The 21,506-nt window shown below is 63.3% G+C and carries 19 protein-coding genes and 2 riboswitches; of the genes, 15 read left to right on the forward strand and 4 right to left on the reverse strand.

The features are described from left to right. Positions 1-78: 78 nt before the first annotated feature. A complete protein-coding gene (locus tag RCO24_RS10495; RefSeq protein WP_308961885.1) occupies positions 79-1,044 on the reverse strand; it encodes an SDR family oxidoreductase in 966 nt (321 codons plus the stop codon). 406 nt (positions 1,045-1,450) lie between these two features. Here RCO24_RS10495 and cobF point away from each other — a divergent pair, with 406 nt between their 5' ends. The 3 genes from cobF (at position 1,451) to RCO24_RS10510 (ending at position 6,572) form a co-directional block, all read left to right on the forward strand. Continuing rightward, on the forward strand, positions 1,451-2,218 hold the full coding sequence (cobF, locus tag RCO24_RS10500; protein WP_308961886.1) for a precorrin-6A synthase (deacetylating): 768 nt from the start codon (positions 1,451-1,453) through the stop codon (positions 2,216-2,218). An 85-nt stretch (positions 2,219-2,303) separates the two neighbouring features. Next, positions 2,304-2,526, forward strand: a riboswitch (cobalamin riboswitch). A gap of 232 nt (positions 2,527-2,758) precedes the next feature. After that, complete coding sequence (locus RCO24_RS10505; protein WP_308961887.1) at positions 2,759-5,056, forward strand: TonB-dependent siderophore receptor; 2,298 nt, start codon at positions 2,759-2,761, stop codon at positions 5,054-5,056. Between the two features lies 1 nt (position 5,057). Then, positions 5,058-6,572, forward strand: coding sequence for a PepSY domain-containing protein (locus RCO24_RS10510; protein WP_308961889.1), 1,515 nt, complete (start codon positions 5,058-5,060; stop codon positions 6,570-6,572). Between the two features lie 12 nt (positions 6,573-6,584). On the opposite strand, the gene RCO24_RS10515 is transcribed toward RCO24_RS10510, so the two are convergent. Both RCO24_RS10515 and cobO read right to left on the reverse strand, forming a co-directional pair. Continuing rightward, on the reverse strand, positions 6,585-8,045 hold the full coding sequence (locus tag RCO24_RS10515) for a cobyric acid synthase (RefSeq protein WP_308961890.1): 1,461 nt from the start codon (positions 8,043-8,045) through the stop codon (positions 6,585-6,587). Positions 8,046-8,050: 5 nt separating this feature from the next. After that, positions 8,051-8,665 carry a cob(I)yrinic acid a,c-diamide adenosyltransferase gene (cobO, locus tag RCO24_RS10520; RefSeq protein WP_308961891.1) on the reverse strand — a complete coding sequence of 205 codons (615 nt, stop codon included), beginning with the start codon at positions 8,663-8,665 and terminating at the stop codon, positions 8,051-8,053. 124 nt (positions 8,666-8,789) lie between these two features. Next, a riboswitch (cobalamin riboswitch) is annotated at positions 8,790-8,984 on the forward strand. Between the two features lie 35 nt (positions 8,985-9,019). Between cobO and RCO24_RS10525 the strand changes: the two genes are divergently transcribed. The 9 genes from RCO24_RS10525 to cobJ are packed head-to-tail and all read left to right on the forward strand — an operon-like array spanning position 9,020 to position 18,319. Next, complete coding sequence (locus RCO24_RS10525) at positions 9,020-9,205, forward strand: CbtB-domain containing protein (protein WP_308961893.1); 186 nt, start codon at positions 9,020-9,022, stop codon at positions 9,203-9,205. A 12-nt stretch (positions 9,206-9,217) separates the two neighbouring features. Further along, positions 9,218-9,976 carry a CbtA family protein gene (locus RCO24_RS10530; RefSeq protein ID WP_308961895.1) on the forward strand — a complete coding sequence of 253 codons (759 nt, stop codon included), beginning with the start codon at positions 9,218-9,220 and terminating at the stop codon, positions 9,974-9,976. A 34-nt stretch (positions 9,977-10,010) separates the two neighbouring features. After that, positions 10,011-10,388 carry a DUF1636 domain-containing protein gene (locus RCO24_RS10535; protein ID WP_308961896.1) on the forward strand — a complete coding sequence of 126 codons (378 nt, stop codon included), beginning with the start codon at positions 10,011-10,013 and terminating at the stop codon, positions 10,386-10,388. Beyond that, positions 10,385-11,422 carry a cobalamin biosynthesis protein CobW gene (cobW, locus tag RCO24_RS10540; RefSeq protein ID WP_308961898.1) on the forward strand — a complete coding sequence of 346 codons (1,038 nt, stop codon included), beginning with the start codon at positions 10,385-10,387 and terminating at the stop codon, positions 11,420-11,422. Before RCO24_RS10535 ends, cobW begins: the two co-directional genes overlap by 4 nt. Before the next feature lie 11 nt (positions 11,423-11,433). Further along, positions 11,434-14,877 (forward strand): cobaltochelatase subunit CobN, encoded by a 3,444-nt coding sequence (gene cobN / locus RCO24_RS10545; RefSeq protein WP_308961899.1) that lies wholly within the window; start codon positions 11,434-11,436, stop codon positions 14,875-14,877. Beyond that, a complete protein-coding gene (cobG, locus tag RCO24_RS10550; RefSeq protein WP_308961900.1) occupies positions 14,874-16,154 on the forward strand; it encodes a precorrin-3B synthase in 1,281 nt (426 codons plus the stop codon). Before cobN ends, cobG begins: the two co-directional genes overlap by 4 nt. 13 nt (positions 16,155-16,167) lie before the next feature. Continuing rightward, entirely contained in the window at positions 16,168-16,800 is a 633-nt protein-coding gene (locus tag RCO24_RS10555; RefSeq protein WP_308961901.1) for a precorrin-8X methylmutase, read from the forward strand. Beyond that, a complete protein-coding gene (locus RCO24_RS10560; protein WP_308961902.1) occupies positions 16,797-17,555 on the forward strand; it encodes a precorrin-2 C(20)-methyltransferase in 759 nt (252 codons plus the stop codon). Before RCO24_RS10555 ends, RCO24_RS10560 begins: the two co-directional genes overlap by 4 nt. Continuing rightward, on the forward strand, positions 17,552-18,319 hold the full coding sequence (gene cobJ, locus RCO24_RS10565) for a precorrin-3B C(17)-methyltransferase (protein WP_308961903.1): 768 nt from the start codon (positions 17,552-17,554) through the stop codon (positions 18,317-18,319). Before RCO24_RS10560 ends, cobJ begins: the two co-directional genes overlap by 4 nt. Here cobJ and RCO24_RS10570 read toward each other — a convergent pair. Then, positions 18,283-19,050, reverse strand: a complete 768-nt coding sequence (locus RCO24_RS10570) for a cobalt-precorrin-6A reductase (RefSeq protein WP_308961905.1) — start codon at positions 19,048-19,050, stop codon at positions 18,283-18,285. The two genes, cobJ and RCO24_RS10570, sit on opposite strands and share 37 nt — an antisense overlap. Here RCO24_RS10570 and cbiE point away from each other — a divergent pair. Genes cbiE through cobM form a run of 3 tightly spaced genes read left to right on the forward strand, consistent with a single transcriptional unit; the run spans position 19,043 to position 21,503 of the window. Further along, complete coding sequence (gene cbiE / locus RCO24_RS10575) at positions 19,043-20,299, forward strand: precorrin-6y C5,15-methyltransferase (decarboxylating) subunit CbiE (protein ID WP_308961907.1); 1,257 nt, start codon at positions 19,043-19,045, stop codon at positions 20,297-20,299. The two genes, RCO24_RS10570 and cbiE, sit on opposite strands and share 8 nt — an antisense overlap. Beyond that, positions 20,296-20,703: a cobalamin biosynthesis protein gene (locus tag RCO24_RS10580; RefSeq protein ID WP_308961908.1), complete on the forward strand. Its 408-nt coding sequence runs from the start codon at positions 20,296-20,298 to the stop codon at positions 20,701-20,703. Before cbiE ends, RCO24_RS10580 begins: the two co-directional genes overlap by 4 nt. After that, positions 20,700-21,503 (forward strand): precorrin-4 C(11)-methyltransferase, encoded by an 804-nt coding sequence (gene cobM, locus RCO24_RS10585; RefSeq protein WP_308961910.1) that lies wholly within the window; start codon positions 20,700-20,702, stop codon positions 21,501-21,503. Before RCO24_RS10580 ends, cobM begins: the two co-directional genes overlap by 4 nt. Positions 21,504-21,506 lie beyond the last annotated feature (3 nt).

A 21,506-nucleotide genomic window follows, 5' to 3' on the forward strand; every position in this document is an offset into this window, starting at 1 on the left:
TTGATCTAACTCTTTCATCTCGCTTTCGCCCCGCCGATGATCGCTCTGCCCGTGTCTCTCCGAATCAGCCGTGTCAGCCTAAACTTCTACCGTCGCGCTGTCTGCGTTCGCGAGTACGCGATCAAAATAGGAAATCGTTCTCTTTAGTCCCTCGCGCAGCTCCACTGTCGGAGACCAATTGAGCGCGGCTTTGGCTTGGGAGATGTCCGGCCGGCGTCGCTCGGGATCGTCGGCGGGCTTGTCGCGGAAGCTCAGCTTCGATCGCGATCCCGTAAGTGCGATGATCTGCTCGGCGAGCGTTCGGATCGAAATTTCACCGGGGTTGCCGAGATTGATCGGGCCCGTAAGCGTTCGGTCGCTGTTCATCAGGCGGATCATTCCGTTGACGAGGTCGTCGACGTAACAGAATGATCGCGTTTGATTTCCGTCGCCGTAGATGGTGATCGGCTCGCCCTTCAGCGCCTGCACGATCAGGTTCGATACGACGCGTCCGTCATGGAGCTGCATGCGCGGCCCGTAGGTATTGAAAATGCGCGCGACCTTGATCTCGAGGGCGTGTTGGCGGTGGTAATCGAAAAAGAGTGTCTCGGCGCAGCGCTTGCCTTCGTCGTAACAGGAGCGCGGTCCGATCGGATTGACGTTGCCCCAGTAGTCCTCCGTCTGCGGATGGACGGAGGGGTCGCCGTACACTTCGGAGGTCGAGGCTTGAAAGATCCGGCAACGCAAACGCTTGGCGATGCCAAGCATATTGATTGCTCCGTGGACGCTGGTTTTCGTGGTCTGGACGGGATCGCGCTGGTAGTGCACCGGCGACGCGGGGCACGCGAGATTGTAGATCTCGTCGACCTCGATGTAGAGCGGGAACGTCACGTCGTGACGCAGAAGCTCGAAGCGGGGATTGCCGAGCAGGTGCTCGATGTTACGCTTGGAGCCGGTGAAGAAGTTGTCCACGCAGACGACATCGTGCCCCCCGGCGATGAGCTGGTCGATGAGGTGCGAACCGATAAAGCCTGCGCCGCCCGTGACTAGGACAGTTCTTCTCACGTGAGCAATCCCCTCCAACTGCGCACGAGATCTCACGGCATCAGAAAGCGCAGGTGAGTGCGTCGCCGCACTTGCTAATCTTTTGAACTCTCGAATGGAAACATGCTGATGTCAAACCGGCTTTCCGCATCGAAACGGTTCAGAAACAAATACGATGGGGATAACTCGGGGAGGTGCTGCTTTGCTCGTTCGCTTGCGCAGTTTGGGGTGATCCCACGCGGTCGGATCTCGGCGGCGCGGCCTCGATTTTGTGACTCGTGTTTTATGTGTTTAATCCGTGGGATGGCTCATCTGTCTTGCGCGACTGGACAAAGCCTCGTGCTCCCACTAAGCGGCGGTTCGTCAAGGCCAAGGAAAAACGCCTTTCCGCCGGTCAGAACTGCCCGGCCTGTAAATGGATTTCCGCATGCGAACTCTCAGTGTCATCGGTATCGGCTCGGGCGACCCTGAGCACCTGACGGTGCAAGCCATCAAGGCAATGAACAGGGCGCGGGTTTTCTTCATCGTCGACAAGGGGAGCGAGAAATCGGCTCTCGTCGATGTCCGCACCGATATCTGCAGCCGGTTTATGGAGCATTCGGACTATCGGTTCGTCACGATCGACGAGGCGACGCGGGATCGCCGCCCGCAGGACTACAAAGCCGAAGTGGGGAAGTGGCATCGCGAGCGTGCGGACCGCTATGCGGATGCGATCCTCGAAAACCTCGGCGAGGACGAGTGCGGAGCGTTTCTCGTGTGGGGCGATCCCTGCTGGTACGACAGCACCATCCGCATCTTACAGCTGATTTTGGAGACGGGCCGGGTCGCGTTCGACTACGAGGTCATTCCGGGCATCGCGAGTTTTCAGGTGCTCGCGGCGAAGCATCGTGTGCCCCTCAACGAGATCGGCGAGGCCGTCAAGATCACGACCGGGCGCAAGCTTGCTGACGAAGGAGAGGCGCGCAGCGCGGAAAGCCTCGTGGTGATGCTCGACGGGCAGTGTGCGTTCAACACGGTGCCTGCCGCAGAGTATGAAATTTTCTGGGGCGCGTATCTTGGCATGCAAACCGAGGTTTTGCGCGCCGGGCCGCTCGAGGATGTTGCCGACGAGATCGCGCGCGTTCGCGAGGAGCGGCGGGTCGCGAACGGATGGATCATGGATACCTATCTGCTGAGGCGCATCCGCGATGCGTAGCGGTGAAGACGCGTTTCTGTCGCGACACTTCCGCGCCTGACACGCGCGTTTCAGAATTTCCGTTGACACCGTGGCTCAAGTCATCTGCAATAGGAACTGTGACGGTGATGTCATGCGCGCAAGCGTGTGATGTCTAAGAGGGAACACGGTGAGATGCGAACCGCATCGATCCCGTGGCTGCGCCCGCAACTGTAGACGGCGAGTTTCTTCCACATATGCCACTGGCGATCCGCGTTGGATCCCGGGAAGGCCGGAAAGAAACGCTCGAGCCGTGAGCCAGGAGACCTGCCGGCACAAGTCGCCCATCCTTCGTGCGGGACGCGCGGTGGAACGGTTACCCGTAGTGGCGACTGATGTGCAACCGATTGGGAGCAACGTCAGGCATGCCTAGGGTCGATCAGATGTTAAGTCTCTGATGAATTTAGAACTGGCTTGAAATTCTTGCGTGTCGCGCGTGCGCGACATCGCGACGGATTTCGTTTGAGCCAGTGCATTGGCACGTTTTGCGCGGCTCCCGTCATCAATCGCGACGGGACCTCTATGTCTGTTCAGAAAAGACGATCACCAGTCAAAACCTCTCGTTCGAGCCTGCTTGCGCTTGCTGCCGCCGCTTCGGCGTTTGCGGGTGAAGCGAGTGCGCAAACCACCTCCGCTGCGCCAGCGAGTGAGCCGACCGCGCTTCCGCCTTTGGAGGTGACGACGGCCAACAAACAGAAGAAGAAGGCCAAGGCTTCCGCCAAGAAGGTGACTGCCGGCGCCACGCAGAGTGCCGCAGCTGACGCAAGCGCGGGAGGTGGAGCCTCGGCCCAGGGCGAGACCAAGCCCGGTCTCAATCTCGATGCGCCGGCCGGCACCGGCAGCCGTCTCGGTCTCTCTCCGCTCGAAACGCCAGCCAGCGTCGAGGTCATCCCGGGCGACACGGTTCGCGACCGCGGGCAGACAAGCGTCAATCAGGCGGTGACGCAAAATGCGGCGGGGTTTACGTCAACCGCGGCACCAGGAAACGGGGGTAGCGGATTGGCGGCGCGCGGGTTCGCCGGCCACGGTTCGGTGATGCAGCTTTATGATGGTACGCGGCTTTATGTCGGTTCGGGGACGGTAACGTTCCCGTTCGATACCTGGTCGGCCGAGCGCATCGAAGTGTTGCGTGGGCCTGCGTCAGTGCTCTACGGCGAAGGCGCTGTCGGAGGCGTGATCAACGTCGTACCGAAGAAGCCGACCGACTATTTCACGCACGAGGCGGAGGTTGCTGTGGGAACGGACGCGACGCGCCGGTTTGGCGTCGGATCGGGTGGGCCGATCAACGACAAGCTGTTCTATCGCTTCGATGCGAGCGGCATTCAATCGGATGGCTGGCTCGAGCGAGAAAGCGATTTCAGCTCGCTCGCGCTTTCAGGGGCGCTCACCTATCGCCCGACCAGCGATCTCAACTTCACGATCTCTCATGATCATGGCGACCAGTCGCCGCTGCGCTATTGGGGTACGCCGCTAATCAACGGCACTATTCCGGAAAGGCTGCGCGACAAGAACTTCAACGTACGCGATAGCGACGTGAGTTATGTCGACAACTGGACCCAATTCAAAACCGAGTGGAGCCCGACCGACTGGCTCGAGATGCGCAACGTGGCCTATCGGCTGACCAGCAACCGGCATTGGCGCAACGTCGAATCCTATGCCTACCAAACGTCAGGTCCGTTCGCGGGGCGGGTGCTGCGGTCCGATTACATCGAGATCTTTCATGATCAGGAGCAGATTGGAAATCGCTTCGACGCGACTGTCCGTACACCTATTGGCGGTGGCGTCAAGAACGAATTGGTTGTCGGCTTCGACGTCAACAGCATCGATTTCCTGAACAGAAGCAACTCGCCGTTTGCAGGAACTTCTTCGGTCGATCCCTTCAATCCCGATCCAGGTTGGTTCGGCGATAAGAACAATGTTCCCGCTGTCGCGCGCGTGGATTCCGAGACGTTCCAGCATGCGTTTTTTGCCGAGGACCGTTTGACGCTCTCGAAAGAACTGACTGTCGTCGCCGGTATCCGTCTCGACAAAGTCTCGCTTGAGCGCGCCGATCCAAATGCAACTCCAGCGCCCACCTACTTTGAGAAAGACTTTTCGGAAACCTCGTGGCGGGTCGGCGCGGTCTATACACCTGTGCCGGGTCTTGCGTTTTATGGGCAGTATGCAACAGCCGTCGATCCGATCGGCGGCGCTCTGCTCAGCTTGAGTCTTACGAACTCGCAGTATCAGCTTGCGACAAGCCGGCAGTATGAAGTCGGCGTCAAACAGTCGTTCTGGGGCGGGCGCGGAGAATGGACGCTTGCCGCATACGACATCGAGAAGAACAATATCCTGTCGCGAGATCCCGACAACCCGACGCTGACCAGGCAGATCGGGCAGCAATCGTCGCGAGGTGTCGAGGCGTCTCTGGGGCTCCAGCTCACGGATACTCTGCGTTATGACGGCAACGTGGCCGTGCTCGAAGCTCGGTTCGACGAGATGATCGCTGCCGGTGGCGTCGACTACACTGGCAACCGGCCGCCCAACGTGCCGGAGCAGGTGGTCAACAGCTGGCTGACGTGGGCTTTCCTTCCAAAGTGGGAAGCTTACGCAGGCGTGCAGTGGATCGGTTCCGTTTACAACAACGATGCAAATACGCTAAAGCGCCCCGCGTCGACTGTCGTGAATATGGGCCTGAGCTACGACGTCACCGACAAGAGTGAGATTGCGCTGCGCGTGTTCAACGTGTTCGACGAGAAGTACGCGACTGGCGGCAGTTCCACCGAGTGGCAACTTGCGCCGCCGCGCTCGGCCGAGCTCAGCTATCGTATCAAGTACTGACATGGGACGTTTTGAAACCAATATCGCCGCGTCGTCCGGAGCCTCGCGGGGTTCCGGGCGGTCGTGGGCGAAGACCGCGAAGCGGTGGCTCTACTGGGGCCACCGCTGGCTCGGTGTCATCACCTGCGTGCTGTGCGTGATGTGGTTCCTGTCGGGGCTCGTCATGCTGTACGTGCCGTTCCCGTCCTGGACGGATCAGGAGCGGCTGACGAATCTGCCGGTCATCGATGCCGGGCGCGTCGCTGTTAGGCCAGACGACGCGATGGCGACGGCTGGCGTCAAAACGTTGCCAACGATCTTTCGGCTCGAGATGCTCGCCGACGAACCGGTCTATCGCATCGTCGCGGCGGGCGGTCCTGCGACGATCTCGGCCGTGACAGGACTTCCGGTCTCGCAGGTCGATGCCGAGCAGGCCCGGCGGCATGTGTCAGCGGTGTTCCCGAATGCTGCTCCGCGGCTTTTGGAAACGCTCGACTATGACCAGTGGACGGTGACGCGCCGGTTCGATCCGCACCGGCCGCTCTACAAGTTTGTGCTCGACGACGGGCTCGGCACGACCGTCTACGTCTCCTCGAAAACCGGCGAGATCGTGCAGAACGCGACGGGCAACGAGCGCTTCTGGAACTGGCTCGGCGCGGTGCCGCACTGGATTTATTTTTCGCCGATCCGCAAGGACCAGCAGCTGTGGCGCCAATCGGTCATGTGGCTTTCGGGGCCCTTGATCATCGGGGCGATCACGGGGCTGTGGATCGGTATTCTGCGGCTTCGCGTGCGGCGGCCCTACAAGGGCGGTCGTGGGACGCCCTATCGCGGCTGGATGAAGTGGCATCACGTCGGCGGTCTGATCGGCGGCGTATTCCTGACGACTTGGATCGCGAGCGGGTGGCTATCGGTCAATCCCTTCAGTCTCTTCGCGCGCACGCAGTTTTCCGACGTGCAACGCGTCGCGTATGCGGGTTGGAGCGAAGGCCATGTCTATGGCGTCATGCCGGCTGCTATCGCGGAAGCAGGTCGCCGCGTGCCGACTGAGGTTTCCTTCGTCTGGGTCGGCGGGCAGGCCCGCATGATCGTCCGCAACGACGCAAGTGTTCTGCTTGCCGATCCGAAATCCGGCGAACCCGCTCCGATTGCCGATGACATGCTCGTTAAGGCTGCGCGACAGGCGTTTCCGTCCGCGTCCGTGGTCGCGGGAGAGCGCCTGACCGAGGAGGAGATCTACTGGTATTCCCATCACCACAAGCGGCCGCTGCCGGTCGTCAAGGTGGTGTTCGACGATCCCGATGCATCATGGCTGTTTCTCGATCCGGCGACGGGCGCCATCGCCGGGCTGAGCGATAGCGATGCACGCACCTATCGGTGGCTGTTCAACTTCCTACACGATTACGACTTGCCGATTCTGCTCAGGAACCAGCCGGCGCGAGATATCCTGGTGTGGCTGTTGTCGATCGCAGGGCTTGTGGTGTCGGTGTCTGGCGTGGTGATCGGATGGCGAACTTTGGTCCGCCAATGCGGCTGAAATCACTGACATTCAGCGGTTCGCGAGTTCGAGTAGGCGGTCGCAGGCGACGTGCAGTTCGATGTGGGTGGCGAACTGGTCGAGCACGTCGTCGATATCCGCGTCGTAGTTGAGCGACGAGGTTTCGGCGCCGATCGAAGTCAGCAGGGCGGCGCGGAATGCATCGTCGGCAAAGAGGCCGTGCACATAGCAACCGGAGACGTGGCCTAACGCGCTGATCGCGCCTTCGGTGCGGCTATCCGCAAAGCGCAGCATCGGCTTCGCGCAGCCGGCGCCCGTCGTGCGGCCGATGTGCATTTCGTAGCCGCGGAATGGCGCGCCGCCTAGCTCGGAGGTTCCGCTGACCTCGACAAGAACTTTGTCGCCGTCGAGCACGGTTTCGATGTCGAGGAGGCCGAGGCCATCGACCGATCCGGGCTCGCCTTCGATGCCGTTGGGGTCCGATACGCGTTTGCCGAGCATCTGGTAGCCGCCGCAGATGCCGAGCACGCGGCCGCCGCGGCGAACGTGAGCGGCGAGATCGATATCCCAGCCGGTGTCTCTCAGCGTTGCGAGGTCGGCCATCGTCGCTTTCGATCCGGGCAGGATCACGAGTGTCGCGTTGCCGGGAATGGGAGAACCTGGATGGAGGAACTTGAGGTCGACACCGGGCTCGAGGCGTAACGGATCGAAATCGTCGAAATTCGATATGCGCGGATAGGCGAGAACGACAATTTGGATGGGGCCGTTTCGGGGTGCGATTTGCGGCGCGGCCAACGCGAGCGCGTCTTCGGCGGGCAGCCGGTTGGCGTTCGAGAAATACGGCACGAGGCCGAACGAGGACCATCCCGTCAGGCGCTCGATTTCGGACATGCCCGCTGCGAAAAGCGTGGGGTCACCGCGGAATTTGTTGACGATGAAGCCGGCGATCCTCGCGGCATCGTCGGGCGCGATGACGGCCTTGGTGCCGACCAGGCTTGCGATGACGCCGCCGCGGTCGATGTCGCCGACCAGGATCACCGGCACGTTTGCCGCTTGCGCGAACCCCATGTTGGCAATGTCGCCGGCGCGTAGATTGATCTCGGATGCCGATCCGGCGCCCTCGACGACGACGATGTCGGCTTCTTCTCCGAGCTTACGAAAGCTTTCGAGCACGGAAGCCATGAGACGGGGCTTCATGGACTGGAAATCGCGGGCTTTGGAGGTTCCCACGACGCGCCCTTGAACGACAACCTGGGCGCCAATGTTGCTTTGCGGTTTCAAGAGCACCGGGTTCATGTGAACCGTCGGTGCGACCCGAGCTGCGCGCGCCTGCAGGGCTTGCGCACGCCCGATCTCGCCGCCGTCAGCGGTCACGGCGGCGTTGTTCGACATGTTCTGCGGCTTGAACGGCCGTACCTTGAGGCCGCGATTGGAAAACGCGCGACACAGTCCTGCGACCAGCAGCGATTTTCCGACATCCGAGCCGGTGCCTTGAAGCATGATCGCTTTCATGCGCGTCAGAACTCGATGCCCTCCTGGGCCTTTACGCCAGCGGCGAAGTGGTGCTTCACCAAACTCATCTCGGTCACGAGATCGGCGGCTTCGATCAATTCGGGTTTGGCGTTGCGGCCGGTCACGACGACGTGGAGGTCGCCGCGGCGTTTCTTGAGGGCGGCCACTACCTCCGACAGATCGAGGTGGTCGTAGCGGAGCGAGATGTTAAGCTCGTCGAGGATCACGAGCCGAATGGCGGGGTCGTTCATCAGGTTTTGAGCAATCTGCCAAGCTTCACGGGCGGCCGCGACGTCACGCTCTCTGTCTTGCGTTTCCCAGGTGAAGCCTTCTCCGAGCGTGTGCCAAACCACCTGGTCGCCGAAGGCTTCGACGGCCTTGCGCTCGCCGGTTTCCCAGGCTCCCTTGCCGAATTGCACGACGCCCACTTTGAGCCCACGGCCGAGTGCGCGCAGAAGAAGACCCCATGCCGCCGTGGATTTTCCCTTGCCCTTGCCGGTGTGAACGATGAGCAGGCCCTTCTCGATGGTCTTCGAAGCGACCTCGGCATCCTGCACCGCCTTGCGGTTCGCCATTTTTTCCCTGTGGCGAGCTGTGTCGTCGGTTGCGGTGGCTGTCATTGGGCGCTCCTCGTGTTTGTTGTCGCCTCTTATGCAACAGGGCGCGGTGCGGCGTGAAGGGTGGTGTGACGCCTCGTCAGGCTTAGGCTTCCGAAATGCCATTGACGCCAGCGTGCGGATACCCCTTTACTGTCCGGGTGACGGTTCCCCTTAGGGGATTGAACGGGAATGCGGTTACTCCGTAACGGAGGCCTCCGCAGCTGCCCCCGCAACTGTAGTCGGCGAGCGAACGGCATAAGTAACCACTGGGAAACCGGGAAGGTTGCCGGACGCGCAAGAGCCGTAAGCCAGGAGACCGGCCGTCGCAATCCAGATGCTCAACGGCCCCGGTGGGGTGGCCAAGGAGAGGTTTCCATGAATTCGCAAGCGAATACCGCCGTTCTCGCACCCGTCGCCGACAAGGCCGAACGCCTCCGCGTTGCCCTGATGGCGTTTGCAATCGGTGCAGGTCTTGTTTTGACTGCGGGGTTTGCCCACTCCGACACCATTCACAACGCCGGCCACGACACGCGTCACGCTCTCAGCTTTCCCTGCCACTGAGCGAGTTCACCCGTGATAACCCGCGTTCTGTCGGTCGGCCTTCTGGCCGGCTTTGCTGCTGGGCTGCTCGTAGCCCTGGTTCAGCATTTCACAACGACGCCGTTGATCCTTGCGGCGGAGAAATTCGAAACAGCGTCAAACCCCGCTGCGATGTCACGTGACCGGCTGGCGTCCGAAAGCGGCGTTGCGCGTCTCGTTCTCGTGCATTCCACCCATGACGATGCAGCGGCCGGCGGGCATGAGCACGACGGTTGGCAGCCTGCCGACGGCTTCGAACGCACGTTCTTTACAACCACCGCGACTGTCGCGACGGCCATCGGGTTTGCCTTGCTGATGCTGGGCGGGTTGTTGTTTGCGGATGGCCGTATCGACACGCCCAAAGCTTTGAGCTGGGCGGCGGCGGGCTTTGTCGTGACCGGGCTCGCACCCGCGCTCGGCCTTGCGCCGGAATTGCCGGGCATGCAGGCGGCCGGGCTCGTGGAGCGGCAGATCTGGTGGCTTGGGACGGCGGCTGCGACGGCGCTGGCGCTTTGGCTTTTCTTCCAGACGAGCGCCGCGTGGCTGAAGGTTGTGGCTGTCGTTTTGCTGGTTGCACCTCACGTTATCGGCGCGCCGCATCCTCATCACTTCGAGACGAGCCGCGTGCCGGCTGAGCTGGCCGCTCGTTTCGCCTCTGCCTCTCTCGTCACGCACGCGATCCTGTGGGCGCTTACGGGATTGGCTGTGGGATGGCTTTGGCAGCGCGGAGAAAATTCGCGCCGGGCGGGTTAGGCCGGTGCAGGAGCGCGCGATGGATCAGTCCGCGATGACGATTTTTGTCTGCGTCTCCTGCCGCGGGCAGGGTGAAGGCGAGGGCGGCTCGGGCCTCGCGCTTGTCAATGCGCTGCGGGACAAGTTTGCTGCCGCCTCGGCCGAGGGCGTCGCTGTAAAGCCGGTCGAGTGTCTGGCCGTCTGCAAGCGTCCGGCTACGGTTGCGATGGTGGGTGCCGGGAAGTGGACCTATCTCGTCGGCGATCTCACGGCCGCGGATCACCTCGACGAGATCGTCGAGGCGGCGCTGTCGTATCAGCGCTCCGAAAATGGAATTGTGCCCTGGAAGGAGCGACCGGCTTCGTTCCGCAAGGGCGTCGTCGCGCGGATTCCTCCGCTTGGCTTCGAAATTCAGGAACAGCAAACGACATGAAGACCTTGGCAAAAGTGCCGTGCAGCGTGATCACCGGCTTTCTCGGTGCGGGCAAGACGACGCTGGTGCGGCACATCCTTCAGAATTCGTCCGGGCGCCGGCTCGCCGTTATCGTCAACGAGTTCGGCGACGTCGGCATCGATGGCGAGATCCTGAAAGGATGCGGTGCGGCGGACTGCACCGAAGATCGCATCGTCGAGCTTTCGAATGGATGCATCTGCTGCACGGTCGCCGACGATTTCGTGCCGGCCATCGAGCAGCTTTTGAACCTGCCGGAGCCGCCGGAGCACATCCTGATCGAAACCTCCGGCCTCGCGTTGCCGAAGCCGCTGGTGCAGGCGTTCAACTGGCCGGCGATCGCGTCGCGGGTGACAGTCGATGGCGTAATTGCCGTTGTCGATGGAGCGGCAGTCGCGGCCGGACGCTTTGCCGACGATCCGGAAGCGCTTTTAAGCCAGCGCCGGGAAGATGCCTCGATCGATCACGACAATCCGCTCGAGGAGGTCTACGAGGACCAGCTGCTCTGTGCCGATCTCATCGTTCTCAACAAGACCGATCTGATGACGGGCGACGATCGCGGCCGCGTTGCGGGCGAGATCAAAGCCGTAGTGCCGCGTGCGGTCAAGATCGTCGAGGCCAAGGGCGGCGAGATCGATAGCGCGGTTCTGCTCGGGCTCGGTGCTGCGGCAGAAACGGATCTCGCTCAGCGGCCGTCGCATCACGATCAGGAAGAAGGTCACGACCACGACGACTTCGAGACGTTCATCATCGACATCCCGCAGCTCGACCAGCCGGGCGATTTGATCGAACGCGTCAAGAAGACCGCCGATGCGCACGACATTCTGCGCGTCAAAGGATTTGCGGAAGTGAAGGGCAAGCCGATGCGGCTCCTTATCCAGGGCGTCGGCTCGCGCTTGCAACATCAGTTCGACAGGGCGTGGCATGCCGGTGAGAGCCGTCAGGGCCGCCTCGTCGTCATCGGGCAAAAAGGCCTCGACCGCGAAGCCATTGCGCAGTCGATTGCCGGAACCTAGGCGCATCGCCGATGCATTTGCTCGCTATCGATTCAGGAACGCTCGATGAAGCGGAAGCTGCGATCGATCTCGGGCAAACGCCGGCCGACGTGGTCTGTCTTTCGTTCAGCGATAGCGATCTCTCGGCGATGGCTGCGGCTTGGCGCGCGGGACAAGGTGCCCATCCGACGTTGAGGCTCGCGAGCCTCAAGAAGCTTCGCCACCCGATGTCTGTCGATCTCTATGTCGACAGCGTTGTGGCGCACGCGAAGATCGTCATAGTGCGGAGCCTCGGCGGGCTCGACTATTGGCGTTACGGCTTCGAGCGCCTTGCCGCGCTGGCGGCGCGTCGCGGCGTGCTGCTTGTGGCGCTGCCGGGAGATGACCGGCCCGATCCCCGTCTCGTCGCGCTTTCGACCGTGGATGAAGAGTTCCGCGCGCAGTTTGAGCACTACTTCCGCGAGGGTGGTGCGCAGAACGCAGCCGGCATCTTGCGCCTTGCCGCGCGGTTGATGGGGCGTGATGTCGTCAACGACAGTCCGGTTCAGCTCGGGCCGATCATGGCGCTTTCGGAAAGCGGCGATGCCGTTCCGCTTGCGCATTATGCGGTCGGCGCATCCGGCCGGCCGGCGGCATTCGTTTTGTTCTACAAGTCGAGCTTGCTTGCGGCCGATATTGCGCCGATCACGCGGTTGCTCGCCGTGTTGCGCGACAAAGGCTTGGATGCCATCGGGATCGCGGTCACCAGTCTCAAGGATCCTGAGGTTGCCGCCGGTCTGTCCGCGTTCATCGCGCGGGCGCAACCTGCCGTCATTCTCAATGCAACCGCGTTCTCCGCGATGCGTGCGGACGATACGACGGTGCTGGATCAGGCCGATTGCGCCGTTTTGCAAGTCGCGCTCGCCGGCCACAAAAGCGCAGCGTGGGACGCTTCGCCTCGCGGACTTTCGGCAACCGACCTCGCGATGAATGTCGTGCTGCCGGAGCTGGACGGCCGGGTGTTCACGCGCGCCGTGTCGTTCAAGGCCGAGCTGCCGTTCGACGCCGATCTCGAATACGCGGTGCAGGTTCATGCCCCGCAGGAAGATCGCATTGCCTACGTGGCCGATCTCGCCGCAGCCTGGGCCAGGCTTCGGAGAACGCCTGCCGCATCTCGCCGCCTCGCGATCATGCTGTCGGACTATCCGGGGCGCGGGGGGCGCACGGGATATGCCTGCGGTCTCGATACGCCGCAAAGCGCGAATGCAATCCTCGATGCCTTGAGGAGTGCCGGCTACCACGTCGGCGCAGAGCTTCCTTCGGGGGAGGCGATCATTGCGTCGCTGTCGGGGCTCGCGGCGTCGGATACCGTCGACGTTTCCATCTCCGACTATCGGCGGTGGTTGGTGGCGTTGCCGATGCGTGTGGGAGAGGCCATCACCGCCACGTGGGGCGAGCCGGAGCAGGATCCACTCTGTTCGAACGGTTGCTTCCGATTTCGTTGTATTCGGGCCGGCAACGTCGTCGTCGTGTTGCAGCCGGATCGTGGTTCGAGCGGTGACCGGAAGTCCGGCTATCACGATACATCGGTCCCGCCGCGGCATGCCTATGTCGCGCTCTATGCCTGGCTCAGGGAGCAGGAGAAGATCGACGCGCTCGTGCATCTCGGTACGCACGGCACGCTCGAATGGCTGCCCGGCAAGGCGATTGCGCTTTCTCAGAGCTGTTTCCCCGAGGCCGTGCTCGGCCCCGTGCCGGTCATCTACCCCTTCATCGTCAATAATCCGGCGGAAGCGGTGCAGGCCAAGCGGCGGATCGCGGCCGTTACGATCGGCCATCTCACTCCCCCGCTTTGCGAAGCCGGTTTGCATGGACCGCTCGGAGAGCTTGAAGGTCTGATCGAGGAATACGCGGATGCCGATGGCGTGGATGCGCGGCGTCAGGCGCTTCTCGAACGGGAAATCCTGGAGCGGGCGTGGCGCTCCGGTTTGGCGGAAGATTGCGGTCTCGTGCGCAGCGAGACGCCGCGAGAGCAGATCGCGAAACTTGATGCGCAGCTTTGCGACATCAAGGATCTCGCGATCCGCGACAGCCTGCATGTTTTCGGTTGCCGGCCTTCGGACGAAGCCTCACGCAACCTCTCCGACGCGATTTCGGCGTCGCTAGGTGGATCGCAGGACGCGGCGAGTAAGGATGCGATCGAGGATCTGATAGAGGCGTGCGCAAAGCGTGAGCGAGATGGGCTGCTCGCCGCTCTCGACGGCCGGCGTGTCGCGCCGGGACCGTCCGGAGCGCCGACGCGCGGACGCCGCGACGTTCTGCCGACAGGCCGTAACCTCACCGCGACCGATCCGCGCGCGATCCCGACGCGGGTTGCGACGATCGTGGGTGCGCGCGCGGCCGAAGAGGTGGTGCGCCGCTACATGCAGGATCACGGCGAGTATCCGCGCTCGGTCATGGTCGACCTATGGGCGTCGGCCTCTCTCAGGACGGGTGGCGACGACATCGCGCAGGCGCTCGCTTATCTCGGCGTTCGCCCGCAGTGGGATCCGGCCTCCAACCGGGTGACCGGGATCGAGGTCATTCCGCTTGCCAAAATGGACCGGCCGCGGATCGACGTCACGCTCAGGATCTCGGGCTCGTTCCGCGACATCTTCCCGGCCCAGATCGCGCTTCTGGAACTCGCGGTTCGCCGCGTTGGCGCACAGGACGAGCCGGATGACTGGAACCCTCTTGCAGCCGAACGACGCGCAGGGCGCGATCTCGTCCGCATCTTCGGCAATGCGCCGGGCGCTTATGGCGCGGGTGCGGCAGAAGCTATTCTCGACCGGGAGGGGTCGACGCGCGCGGATATCGCGCAGGCCTATCTCGCGGCTTCGACCCATGCCTACGGCGGCGATGAACAGCCGCAACCGGCGGCGCAGCAGTTCGCGGAACGGCTGGCAGCGATCGATGCGCTTGTGCATCCGCAGGACGACAGGGAGCGCGATCTCCTGGATGGTGACGGAGTTGCCGATTTCGTCGGCGGCTTTGCCGCAGCGGCGGCGGAGATCGGCCGGTCCCCCAGTCTTTACCATCTCGACACCAGCAAGCCGGATACGCCGGTGGTGCGGACGGTTGAGGTCGAGATCGCGCGGATCGTTCGAGGGCGGTTGACCAATCCGCGGTGGATTGCCGGCATGCTTAACCACGGCCATCGCGGTGTGTCCGAGGTCGCGCAGGCGGTCGATGCGCTCTATGCTTTTGCCGTGTCTGCGCCGCTTGTTTCAAATCACCTGTTCGAAAGCGTGCATGAGGCGTATATCGCTGATGAAAGCGTTCTGGCGGCGCTTCTCGAAGCCAATCCGGCGGCAGTGCATGCGATCGTTCTGAGGCTGGAAGACGCAATCGCCAGACGTTTGTGGACGCCGCATCGTAACGCCGTGCATGGCGAACTTGCGGGGGCTCTGCAACATACCATGAGATCTGCGGCGGGCGAGGCTCGGATTGTCCCATGAGGGCCCAGCGTCAAAACTATAAAAAGGGGTGGTGCCCCGGCGTGCGGCGCCCGATGGAAACGGGTGACGGGCAGATCGTGCGCATTCGCCCGCGCGGTGGTTGCCTGCGTGCAACCGATCTTACGGAGATCGCTTCGCTCTCGCGGCTGCACGGAAATGGCCTCATCGATCTGACGCGGCGCGCCAACGTCCAGATGCGCGGCCTGACGCCTGAGAGCTTTCCGGCTTTGGTGTCGGAACTCGATCGTCTGGGGCTGGCGGATGAAACCGAGGCTGCCGAAGCCGCCCGTAACGTGATGGTCAATCCGCTCGCGGGGCTTGATCCTGCGGAAGTGATGGATGTTCGTCCGCTTGCACGCGCTGTGGAAGAGATGCTGTCGCGCAAGGTGGGCGGTTTCCGGTTTTCCGGAAAGTTTGGTTTCGTCGTGGACGGCGGTGGGCGCTTCTCGCTGGATGACGAACGAGCTGACATCCGCATTCGTGCCGTTGGCTCTGCGGAGCGGCCGCGGGTTGCGATCGGGATCGATGGTGCCGAGGGCGTGCTGTGGCTGCGGCTGCTTGAGCCGGGGCAGGTGCTTTCGGCGGTGGAGCGGCTCATCCACGCGTTCGTCGCGTTGACCGAAGAGGTCGGCGACGTGCGTATGGTGGATGTGCCTGGGCAAGTCGTGCTTGCGATTGTGCGGGCAGTCGAAAGGTTCGGTGAGCCGGCGGGTGCGCTCGAATTCGCGCGGACGAGCACCCAAAAAACGCTCGGCGCGATCGTGCTCGACGATGGACCGGTGGTGGTCGGACTCGCGGCGCCATTCGGTCGTGTCGAAGCGGAAGATCTGCTGGCGGTGGCGGAACGTGCAATCGCGGTCGGGGCTTCCGAGTTTCGCGTCTCGCCGTGGCGCTCGTTCTACATACCCGTTCCCGATGAGCAGGCCGCGCAGCATCTCAGCGATTATGCGCGTTCTCATGGTTTTCTGCTGAATGCAGATGAACCACTGTTGTCCATCGACGCCTGCCCTGGTTCTCCAGCGTGTGCGTCGTCGACTGTGGACACACGGGCCGCCGCACGCGCCCTGGCGCCGCTGCTCGGGCAAATCGGATGTGTCTCCGCTCATGTGTCGGGATGCAACAAAGGCTGTGCGCGCTCGAAGCCTGCGGATCTTGTGCTGATCGGCGAGGGCGAGCAATTCCGCGTCGTTCGCAACGGCACCATCAACGGCCCGACCGTGGGCTATCTCCCGCCCGACAACATTCAGAATTTGGTCGCGCTCGCGCGCGTCTTCTAGGAACACCAGCACCATGCTTACGAAGCGCTCCTATATCAGCGATGGAGCCGAGATCTATCGGAAGTCGTTCGCGATGATCCGCGAAGAGGCGGACCTTCGCAATTTCAACGGACACGCCGAGAAGATCGCTGTCCGCATGATCCATGCCTCGGGGATGGTCGAGATCGCGTCCGACATTGTCATGTCCGACGATTTCGTCGCCAAGGGGCACGCTGCGCTTCGCGCCGGAGCGCCGATCTTCTGCGACGCCAAGATGATCGCGCAGGGGATCACGCGCAGCCGCCTTCCTGCGAACAACGAGATCGTGTGCACGCTCGACGATCCCTCCGTTCCGGGGCTCGCTGAAAAACTCGGGACGACCCGCTCGGCGGCGGCTCTGGAGCTGTGGCGGCCGCGCCTCGGCGGCTCGATCGTCGCCATCGGGAACGCTCCGACGGCGCTGTTCCGGTTGCTCGAAATGCTCGACGAAGGCGCGCCGCTTCCGGCGGCCATCATTGGCATTCCGGTCGGGTTCGTGGGTGCGGTGGAATCCAAGGAGGCGCTCGCCGAGGATGGACGCGGGGCGTATCTCATCGTCAAGGGACGCAAGGGCGGAAGTGCGATGACAGTGGCGGCGATCAACGCACTGGCAAGCGAGGCCGAATGAGCGATCTCGATCATCTTGCCGGCTCGGCCGTCGGCGGCACGCTCTATGGGATCGGTGTCGGGCCCGGCGACGTCCGGTTGTTGACGCTCAGGGCCGCGGGGCTCGTGCGGAGCGTCGATGTGCTCGCCTATTTCGCGAAGCGTGGCCGCAAGGGAAATGCGCGCAGCATCGTGAGTGCGCTCATTGCGGATGGGCGCGAGGAGCTGCGGCTCGAATATCCCGTGACGGACGAGATTCCCGTCGAGCACGACGACTACCAATCGCAGATCGCCGAATTCTACGCCGCTACTGCGGCCACGATCGAAGCGCATCTCAGCAGCAAGCGCTCGGTCGGGCTGCTCGCCGAGGGCGATCCGTTCTTCTATGGCTCGTTCATGCACATGTGGCGGCGGCTGGACGGGCGCTATCCGGTTGAGGTGGTTCCCGGTGTCACCGGCATGTCGGGATGCTGGACGCGCGCCAATGCGCCGATCACGTGGGGTGACGACATCTTGACGGTGCTGCCCGGAACGCTGGATGAGCATGTGTTGACCGAGCGTCTCAAGACATCGAACGCCGCGGTGATCATGAAGGTGGGGCGGAATCTCGCGAAAGTTCGGCGCGCGATCTCGGCCGCCGGGCTTCTTGCGCGGGCGATCTATGTGGAGCGCGGCACGATGCCGGAGGAGCGTATCCTTCCGCTTGCGGATCTCTCGGCAGACGTTGGACCCTATTTCGCGATGATCATCGTGCCGGGCGAGGGGCGTAAGATATGACCGGTACGTTGACAGTTGTCGGATTGGGCCCATCGGGCACCGATTTTACGACGCCCTCGGTGCTGAAGGCACTGGAAGAGGCGACGGACGTCGTCGGCTACTTTACGTACGTCGATCGCCTGCCGCCGGCCGGGCCGCATCAGCGGCGTCATGCGTCGGACAATCGTGTCGAGATCGAACGGGCGCGTGTGGCTTTGTCGCTCGCGGCGGAAGGGCGGCGCGTGGTTGTCGTGTCCGGTGGCGATCCCGGCGTATTCGCGATGGCGGCGGCTGTTTTCGAAGCGCTCGAATACGGGGAGCCTGGTTGGCGTGCGCTTGATGTGCGTGTCGAGCCGGGCATCACCGCGATGCTGGCGGCTGCCGCGCTGGCGGGAGCGCCGCTCGGCGGTGACTTCTGTGCGATTTCTTTGTCCGACAATCTCAAATCGTGGGCGACGATCGAACGGCGGCTCACGGCTGCGGCCGAAGGCGATTTCGCCATCGCCATCTACAATCCGGCCTCGCGCGCGCGGCCGGAGCAGTTGGGACGGGCCTTCGATCTTCTGCGGCGCTGCAAGCCGGCGGAAACCGTCGTGTTGTTCGTGCGAGCGGCCGGCAGCAGCGAGGCGGCGCTCGACATCACGACGCTAGGTGCGGCCGATCACACGAAGGCCGATATGCGCACGCTCATCATCGTCGGGTCGAGCCAGACCCGGCTGATCGAGCGGGCCGACCAAACTCCGTGGGTTTACACGCCCCGCTCCGAGCAGGTGCGCGCGTCATGATGCGCGATCAACCACGCATGGGCTTCGGCGGCCGTCGTGACGGCAGTTCCGCATGCCTTATGTGGGCGGTTGATCATGATCACGGGAAGTCCCAAGTCGCGTGCCGCTTCGATTTTTGGATAGGTCGCCGTGCCTCCGGAATTCTTGGAGACAAGAACGTCGATCCTGTTGTCGCGCAGCAGAGCCGCTTCGCTCGCGCGGTCGAACGGGCCACGGGCCGCAATGAGATCAACCTTCGGCGGAAGGCTCGCGCTGTCGGGCGCTTCGATGCTGCGGATCAGGTAGGTGTGCTGCGGCGCCGCGGCAAATGCCGCGAGGCTTTGGCGGCCGATGCTGAGGAACACGCGGCGCGGTTGGGGGCCGAGCTCCCGAGCGGCGGCGTCGGCATCGGGGACATTGGTCCAGCGGTCGCTCGCGGTGGCTTCCCATTCAGGGCGCAGGACGGTGCAAAGCGAAAGGCCGAGGCGCGTCGTTGCGGCCTGAGCGTTGGCGGAGATCCTAGCCGCGAAAGGATGCGTCGCGTCGATCACGGCTTGCGTTTTGTTGTGCTGGAGCCAGTCTACGAGCGCGTCTACGCCGCCGAAGCCGCCGACGCGGGTTTCGATGCCGCTCGGGAGCGCGTTTGCCGTGCGGCCGGCGAGAGACAGGATCGGATGAAGCCTTCCGTCGCCCGCGATGTGGCGGACAAGCTCGGATGCTTCCGACGTGCCTCCGAGGATCAAGATGCGCATTGACGACAAACCTGAAAGCGAACAGGCCGCAACTTGCACGCCTCGGCGCTGGTTGTCCATCATCGGTCTCGGCGAAGATGGGCTCGACGCGCTTTCTCCAACGGCACGGCTTCTCATCGAGCGCGCCGAGGTCGTGATCGGCGGGAGCCGGCATCTCGAACTCGTGCGGGGGGCCATTCGCGGAAAGGCCTGGCCGTGGCCAAGCCCGATCAGCGAGGCGTGGCGGCAACTCGAAAAGATGCGGGGGCGCTCCGTCGTCGTGCTCGCGAGCGGCGATCCGTTCTTCTATGGCATCGGCACGCAGATCGCGGCGCTGTTTCCCGACGACGAGACGCTGTGCCTGCCGCAGCCTTCCTCGTTCAGCCTCGCCGCGGCGCGGCTCAGGTGGTCGCTGCAGGATACGGCGCTCGTTACGCTGCATGGGCGCCCGCTCGAAGGTGTTGTGCGCTATCTGCAGCCCGGTGCTCGTATTCTCGCGCTGTCGTGGGACGGGGAAACGCCCGGCAAGCTTGCGGCCCTGCTCAGCGCGCGGGGCATGGGCGCTTCCGAGATCGCGGTGCTCGAAGCGCTGGGCGGACCACGTGAGCGCATTCGGCGCACGCGTGCGGCCGACTTCTCGCTTTCGCATATCGATCCGCTCAATCTCGTGGCCATCGAGGTGTCGGCAGAGGCTGGTGCGAAGGCGATCGGTTTGGCGTCGGGATTGGACGACGCTCTCTTCGAGCATGATGGCCAGCTGACGAAACGCGAAATCCGCGCTGTCACGCTTTCCTCGCTTGCGCCGAGGCAAGGTGAGTTGTTGTGGGATATCGGGCTTGGTGCCGGATCGGTTGCGATCGAATGGCTGCTTCGGCATCGCTCGATGCGTGCGATCGGTATCGAAGAGCGCGGCGACCGGGCCGAGCGGGCGGCGCGGAATGCGGCTGCGCTCGGTGCGCCGGATCTCCGGATCGTGACGGGCAAGGCTCCAGCCGCATTCGAGGATCTGGATTCTCCGGATGTCGTGTTTATCGGTGGCGGCTTGAACGATCCCGGCGTGTTCGAGGCGGCCTGGGCGGCGCTCAAATCCGGCGGCCGCCTGGTCGCCAATGCGGTCTCGCTCGAATCCGAGGCGATGCTGATCGGGCTTGCGGGCAAGTTCGGCGGCGATCTCGTGCGCCTCGGCATCGAACGAGCCGAGCCGCTCGGCGGCATGACGGCCTGGAAGCCAGCGCTGCCTATCGTTCACTGGCGTGTGAGCAAACCATGATTGCGGCAGGCATCGGTTGCCGGCGTGGGACGCCGGTGGAAGAGATCGAGCAGGCGCTCACGCTCGCGCAAGACACATTCGGCGTTTCTGGAGCGAACATCGCTGTGCTCGCGACCGTTTCGTCGAAAGCCGAGGAGCCGTCGCTTCGTGCCTTTGCGTTGCAGCGCGGTGTGCCGCTTCGGTCGTATTCGAAGGAGAATCTCGAGAGCATGATGGGAGAAGTGGTGTCCCCCTCCGAGCGTGTGCTTCGCCTTGCCGGGATTGCTTCGGTCGCCGAGGCGTCGGCCTTGATTGCTGCCGGGCGCAATGCGCGGTTGCTCGGCGCGCGGATCTCGACCGCCACCGTTACATGCGCGCTTGCGGAAGGGGATGGGCCTCTTCAAGAGCAAGAGGAACAGCCATGACCATTCACTTCATCGGCGCCGGTCCTGGGGCCGCGGATCTGATCACCGTCCGCGGGCGCGATCTGATTGCGCGTTGCTCCGTGTGTCTCTACGCGGGCTCGCTGGTGCCCAAGGCGCTGCTCGATCATTGTCCGGCAGGCGCGCGCATCGTCGATACGGCGCCGATGGCCCTCGACGAGATCGTGGGAGAGATGCAAAGAGCGACCGAGGCGGGAGAGGACGTCGCGCGGCTGCATTCGGGCGATCTCTCGATCTGGAGCGCGCTTGGCGAGCAATTGCGCCGTCTCGATGAGCTTGGCATTCCGTATACGTTGACACCGGGCGTACCTGCGTTTGCAGCGGCGGCAGCTGCGCTGGGGCAGGAGCTGACGCTTCCTGAGGTGGCGCAGACGGTCGTGCTTACGCGGACGGGTGGCGGACGGGCATCTGCGATGCCGGATTCCGAGACGCTTGCGGCGCTGGGAACGGCCAGGGCGACGATGGCCATCCATCTTTCCATCCATGTCATCGGCAAAGTGGTAGACGAACTGGTTCCTTTTTACGGGGCGGATTGTCCGGCGGCGGTCGTGGTGCGGGCTTCGTGGCCGGAAGAGAAAATCATTGTCGGGACGCTGGCGACGATCGCGGGGCAGGTTCAGGAAGCAGCCTTGGATCGGACCGCGCTGATCGTGGTCGGGCGTGTGCTCGGACATCGCGAGTTCCGCAACAGCGCGCTTTACAGCCCCGACTATCGCCGCCGGTTTCGAGAGCCCGCTGCGCAAAGTGAGCGCGATGGCGTGGTGCCTGAGAGCAAGACCTAGAAC

The organism is Hyphomicrobium sp. LHD-15 (assembly GCF_031157355.1).
In the GTDB taxonomy this organism is placed as follows: domain Bacteria; phylum Pseudomonadota; class Alphaproteobacteria; order Rhizobiales; family Hyphomicrobiaceae; genus Hyphomicrobium_C.

Bases quoted from the DNA above. Each gene is read 5' to 3' on its own strand.
- RCO24_RS10525 (WP_308961893.1), top strand. From the start codon at position 9,020: ATGAATTCGCAAGCGAATACCGCCGTTCTCGCACCCGTCGCCGACAAG.
- RCO24_RS10580 (WP_308961908.1), top strand. From the start codon at position 20,296: ATGATTGCGGCAGGCATCGGTTGCCGGCGTGGGACGCCGGTGGAAGAG.
- cobO (WP_308961891.1), bottom strand. From the start codon at position 8,665: ATGACAGCCACCGCAACCGACGACACAGCTCGCCACAGGGAAAAAATG.
- cobM (WP_308961910.1), top strand. From the start codon at position 20,700: ATGACCATTCACTTCATCGGCGCCGGTCCTGGGGCCGCGGATCTGATC.
- RCO24_RS10505 (WP_308961887.1), top strand. From the start codon at position 2,759: ATGTCTGTTCAGAAAAGACGATCACCAGTCAAAACCTCTCGTTCGAGC.
- cbiE (WP_308961907.1), top strand. From the start codon at position 19,043: ATGCGCATTGACGACAAACCTGAAAGCGAACAGGCCGCAACTTGCACG.
- RCO24_RS10560 (WP_308961902.1), top strand. From the start codon at position 16,797: ATGAGCGATCTCGATCATCTTGCCGGCTCGGCCGTCGGCGGCACGCTC.
- cobW (WP_308961898.1), top strand. From the start codon at position 10,385: ATGAAGACCTTGGCAAAAGTGCCGTGCAGCGTGATCACCGGCTTTCTC.
- RCO24_RS10570 (WP_308961905.1), bottom strand. From the start codon at position 19,050: ATGCGCATCTTGATCCTCGGAGGCACGTCGGAAGCATCCGAGCTTGTC.
- RCO24_RS10515 (WP_308961890.1), bottom strand. From the start codon at position 8,045: ATGAAAGCGATCATGCTTCAAGGCACCGGCTCGGATGTCGGAAAATCG.
- RCO24_RS10555 (WP_308961901.1), top strand. From the start codon at position 16,168: ATGCTTACGAAGCGCTCCTATATCAGCGATGGAGCCGAGATCTATCGG.
- cobG (WP_308961900.1), top strand. From the start codon at position 14,874: ATGAGGGCCCAGCGTCAAAACTATAAAAAGGGGTGGTGCCCCGGCGTG.
- RCO24_RS10535 (WP_308961896.1), top strand. From the start codon at position 10,011: ATGACGATTTTTGTCTGCGTCTCCTGCCGCGGGCAGGGTGAAGGCGAG.
- cobF (WP_308961886.1), top strand. From the start codon at position 1,451: ATGCGAACTCTCAGTGTCATCGGTATCGGCTCGGGCGACCCTGAGCAC.
- RCO24_RS10510 (WP_308961889.1), top strand. From the start codon at position 5,058: ATGGGACGTTTTGAAACCAATATCGCCGCGTCGTCCGGAGCCTCGCGG.
- cobJ (WP_308961903.1), top strand. From the start codon at position 17,552: ATGACCGGTACGTTGACAGTTGTCGGATTGGGCCCATCGGGCACCGAT.
- cobN (WP_308961899.1), top strand. From the start codon at position 11,434: ATGCATTTGCTCGCTATCGATTCAGGAACGCTCGATGAAGCGGAAGCT.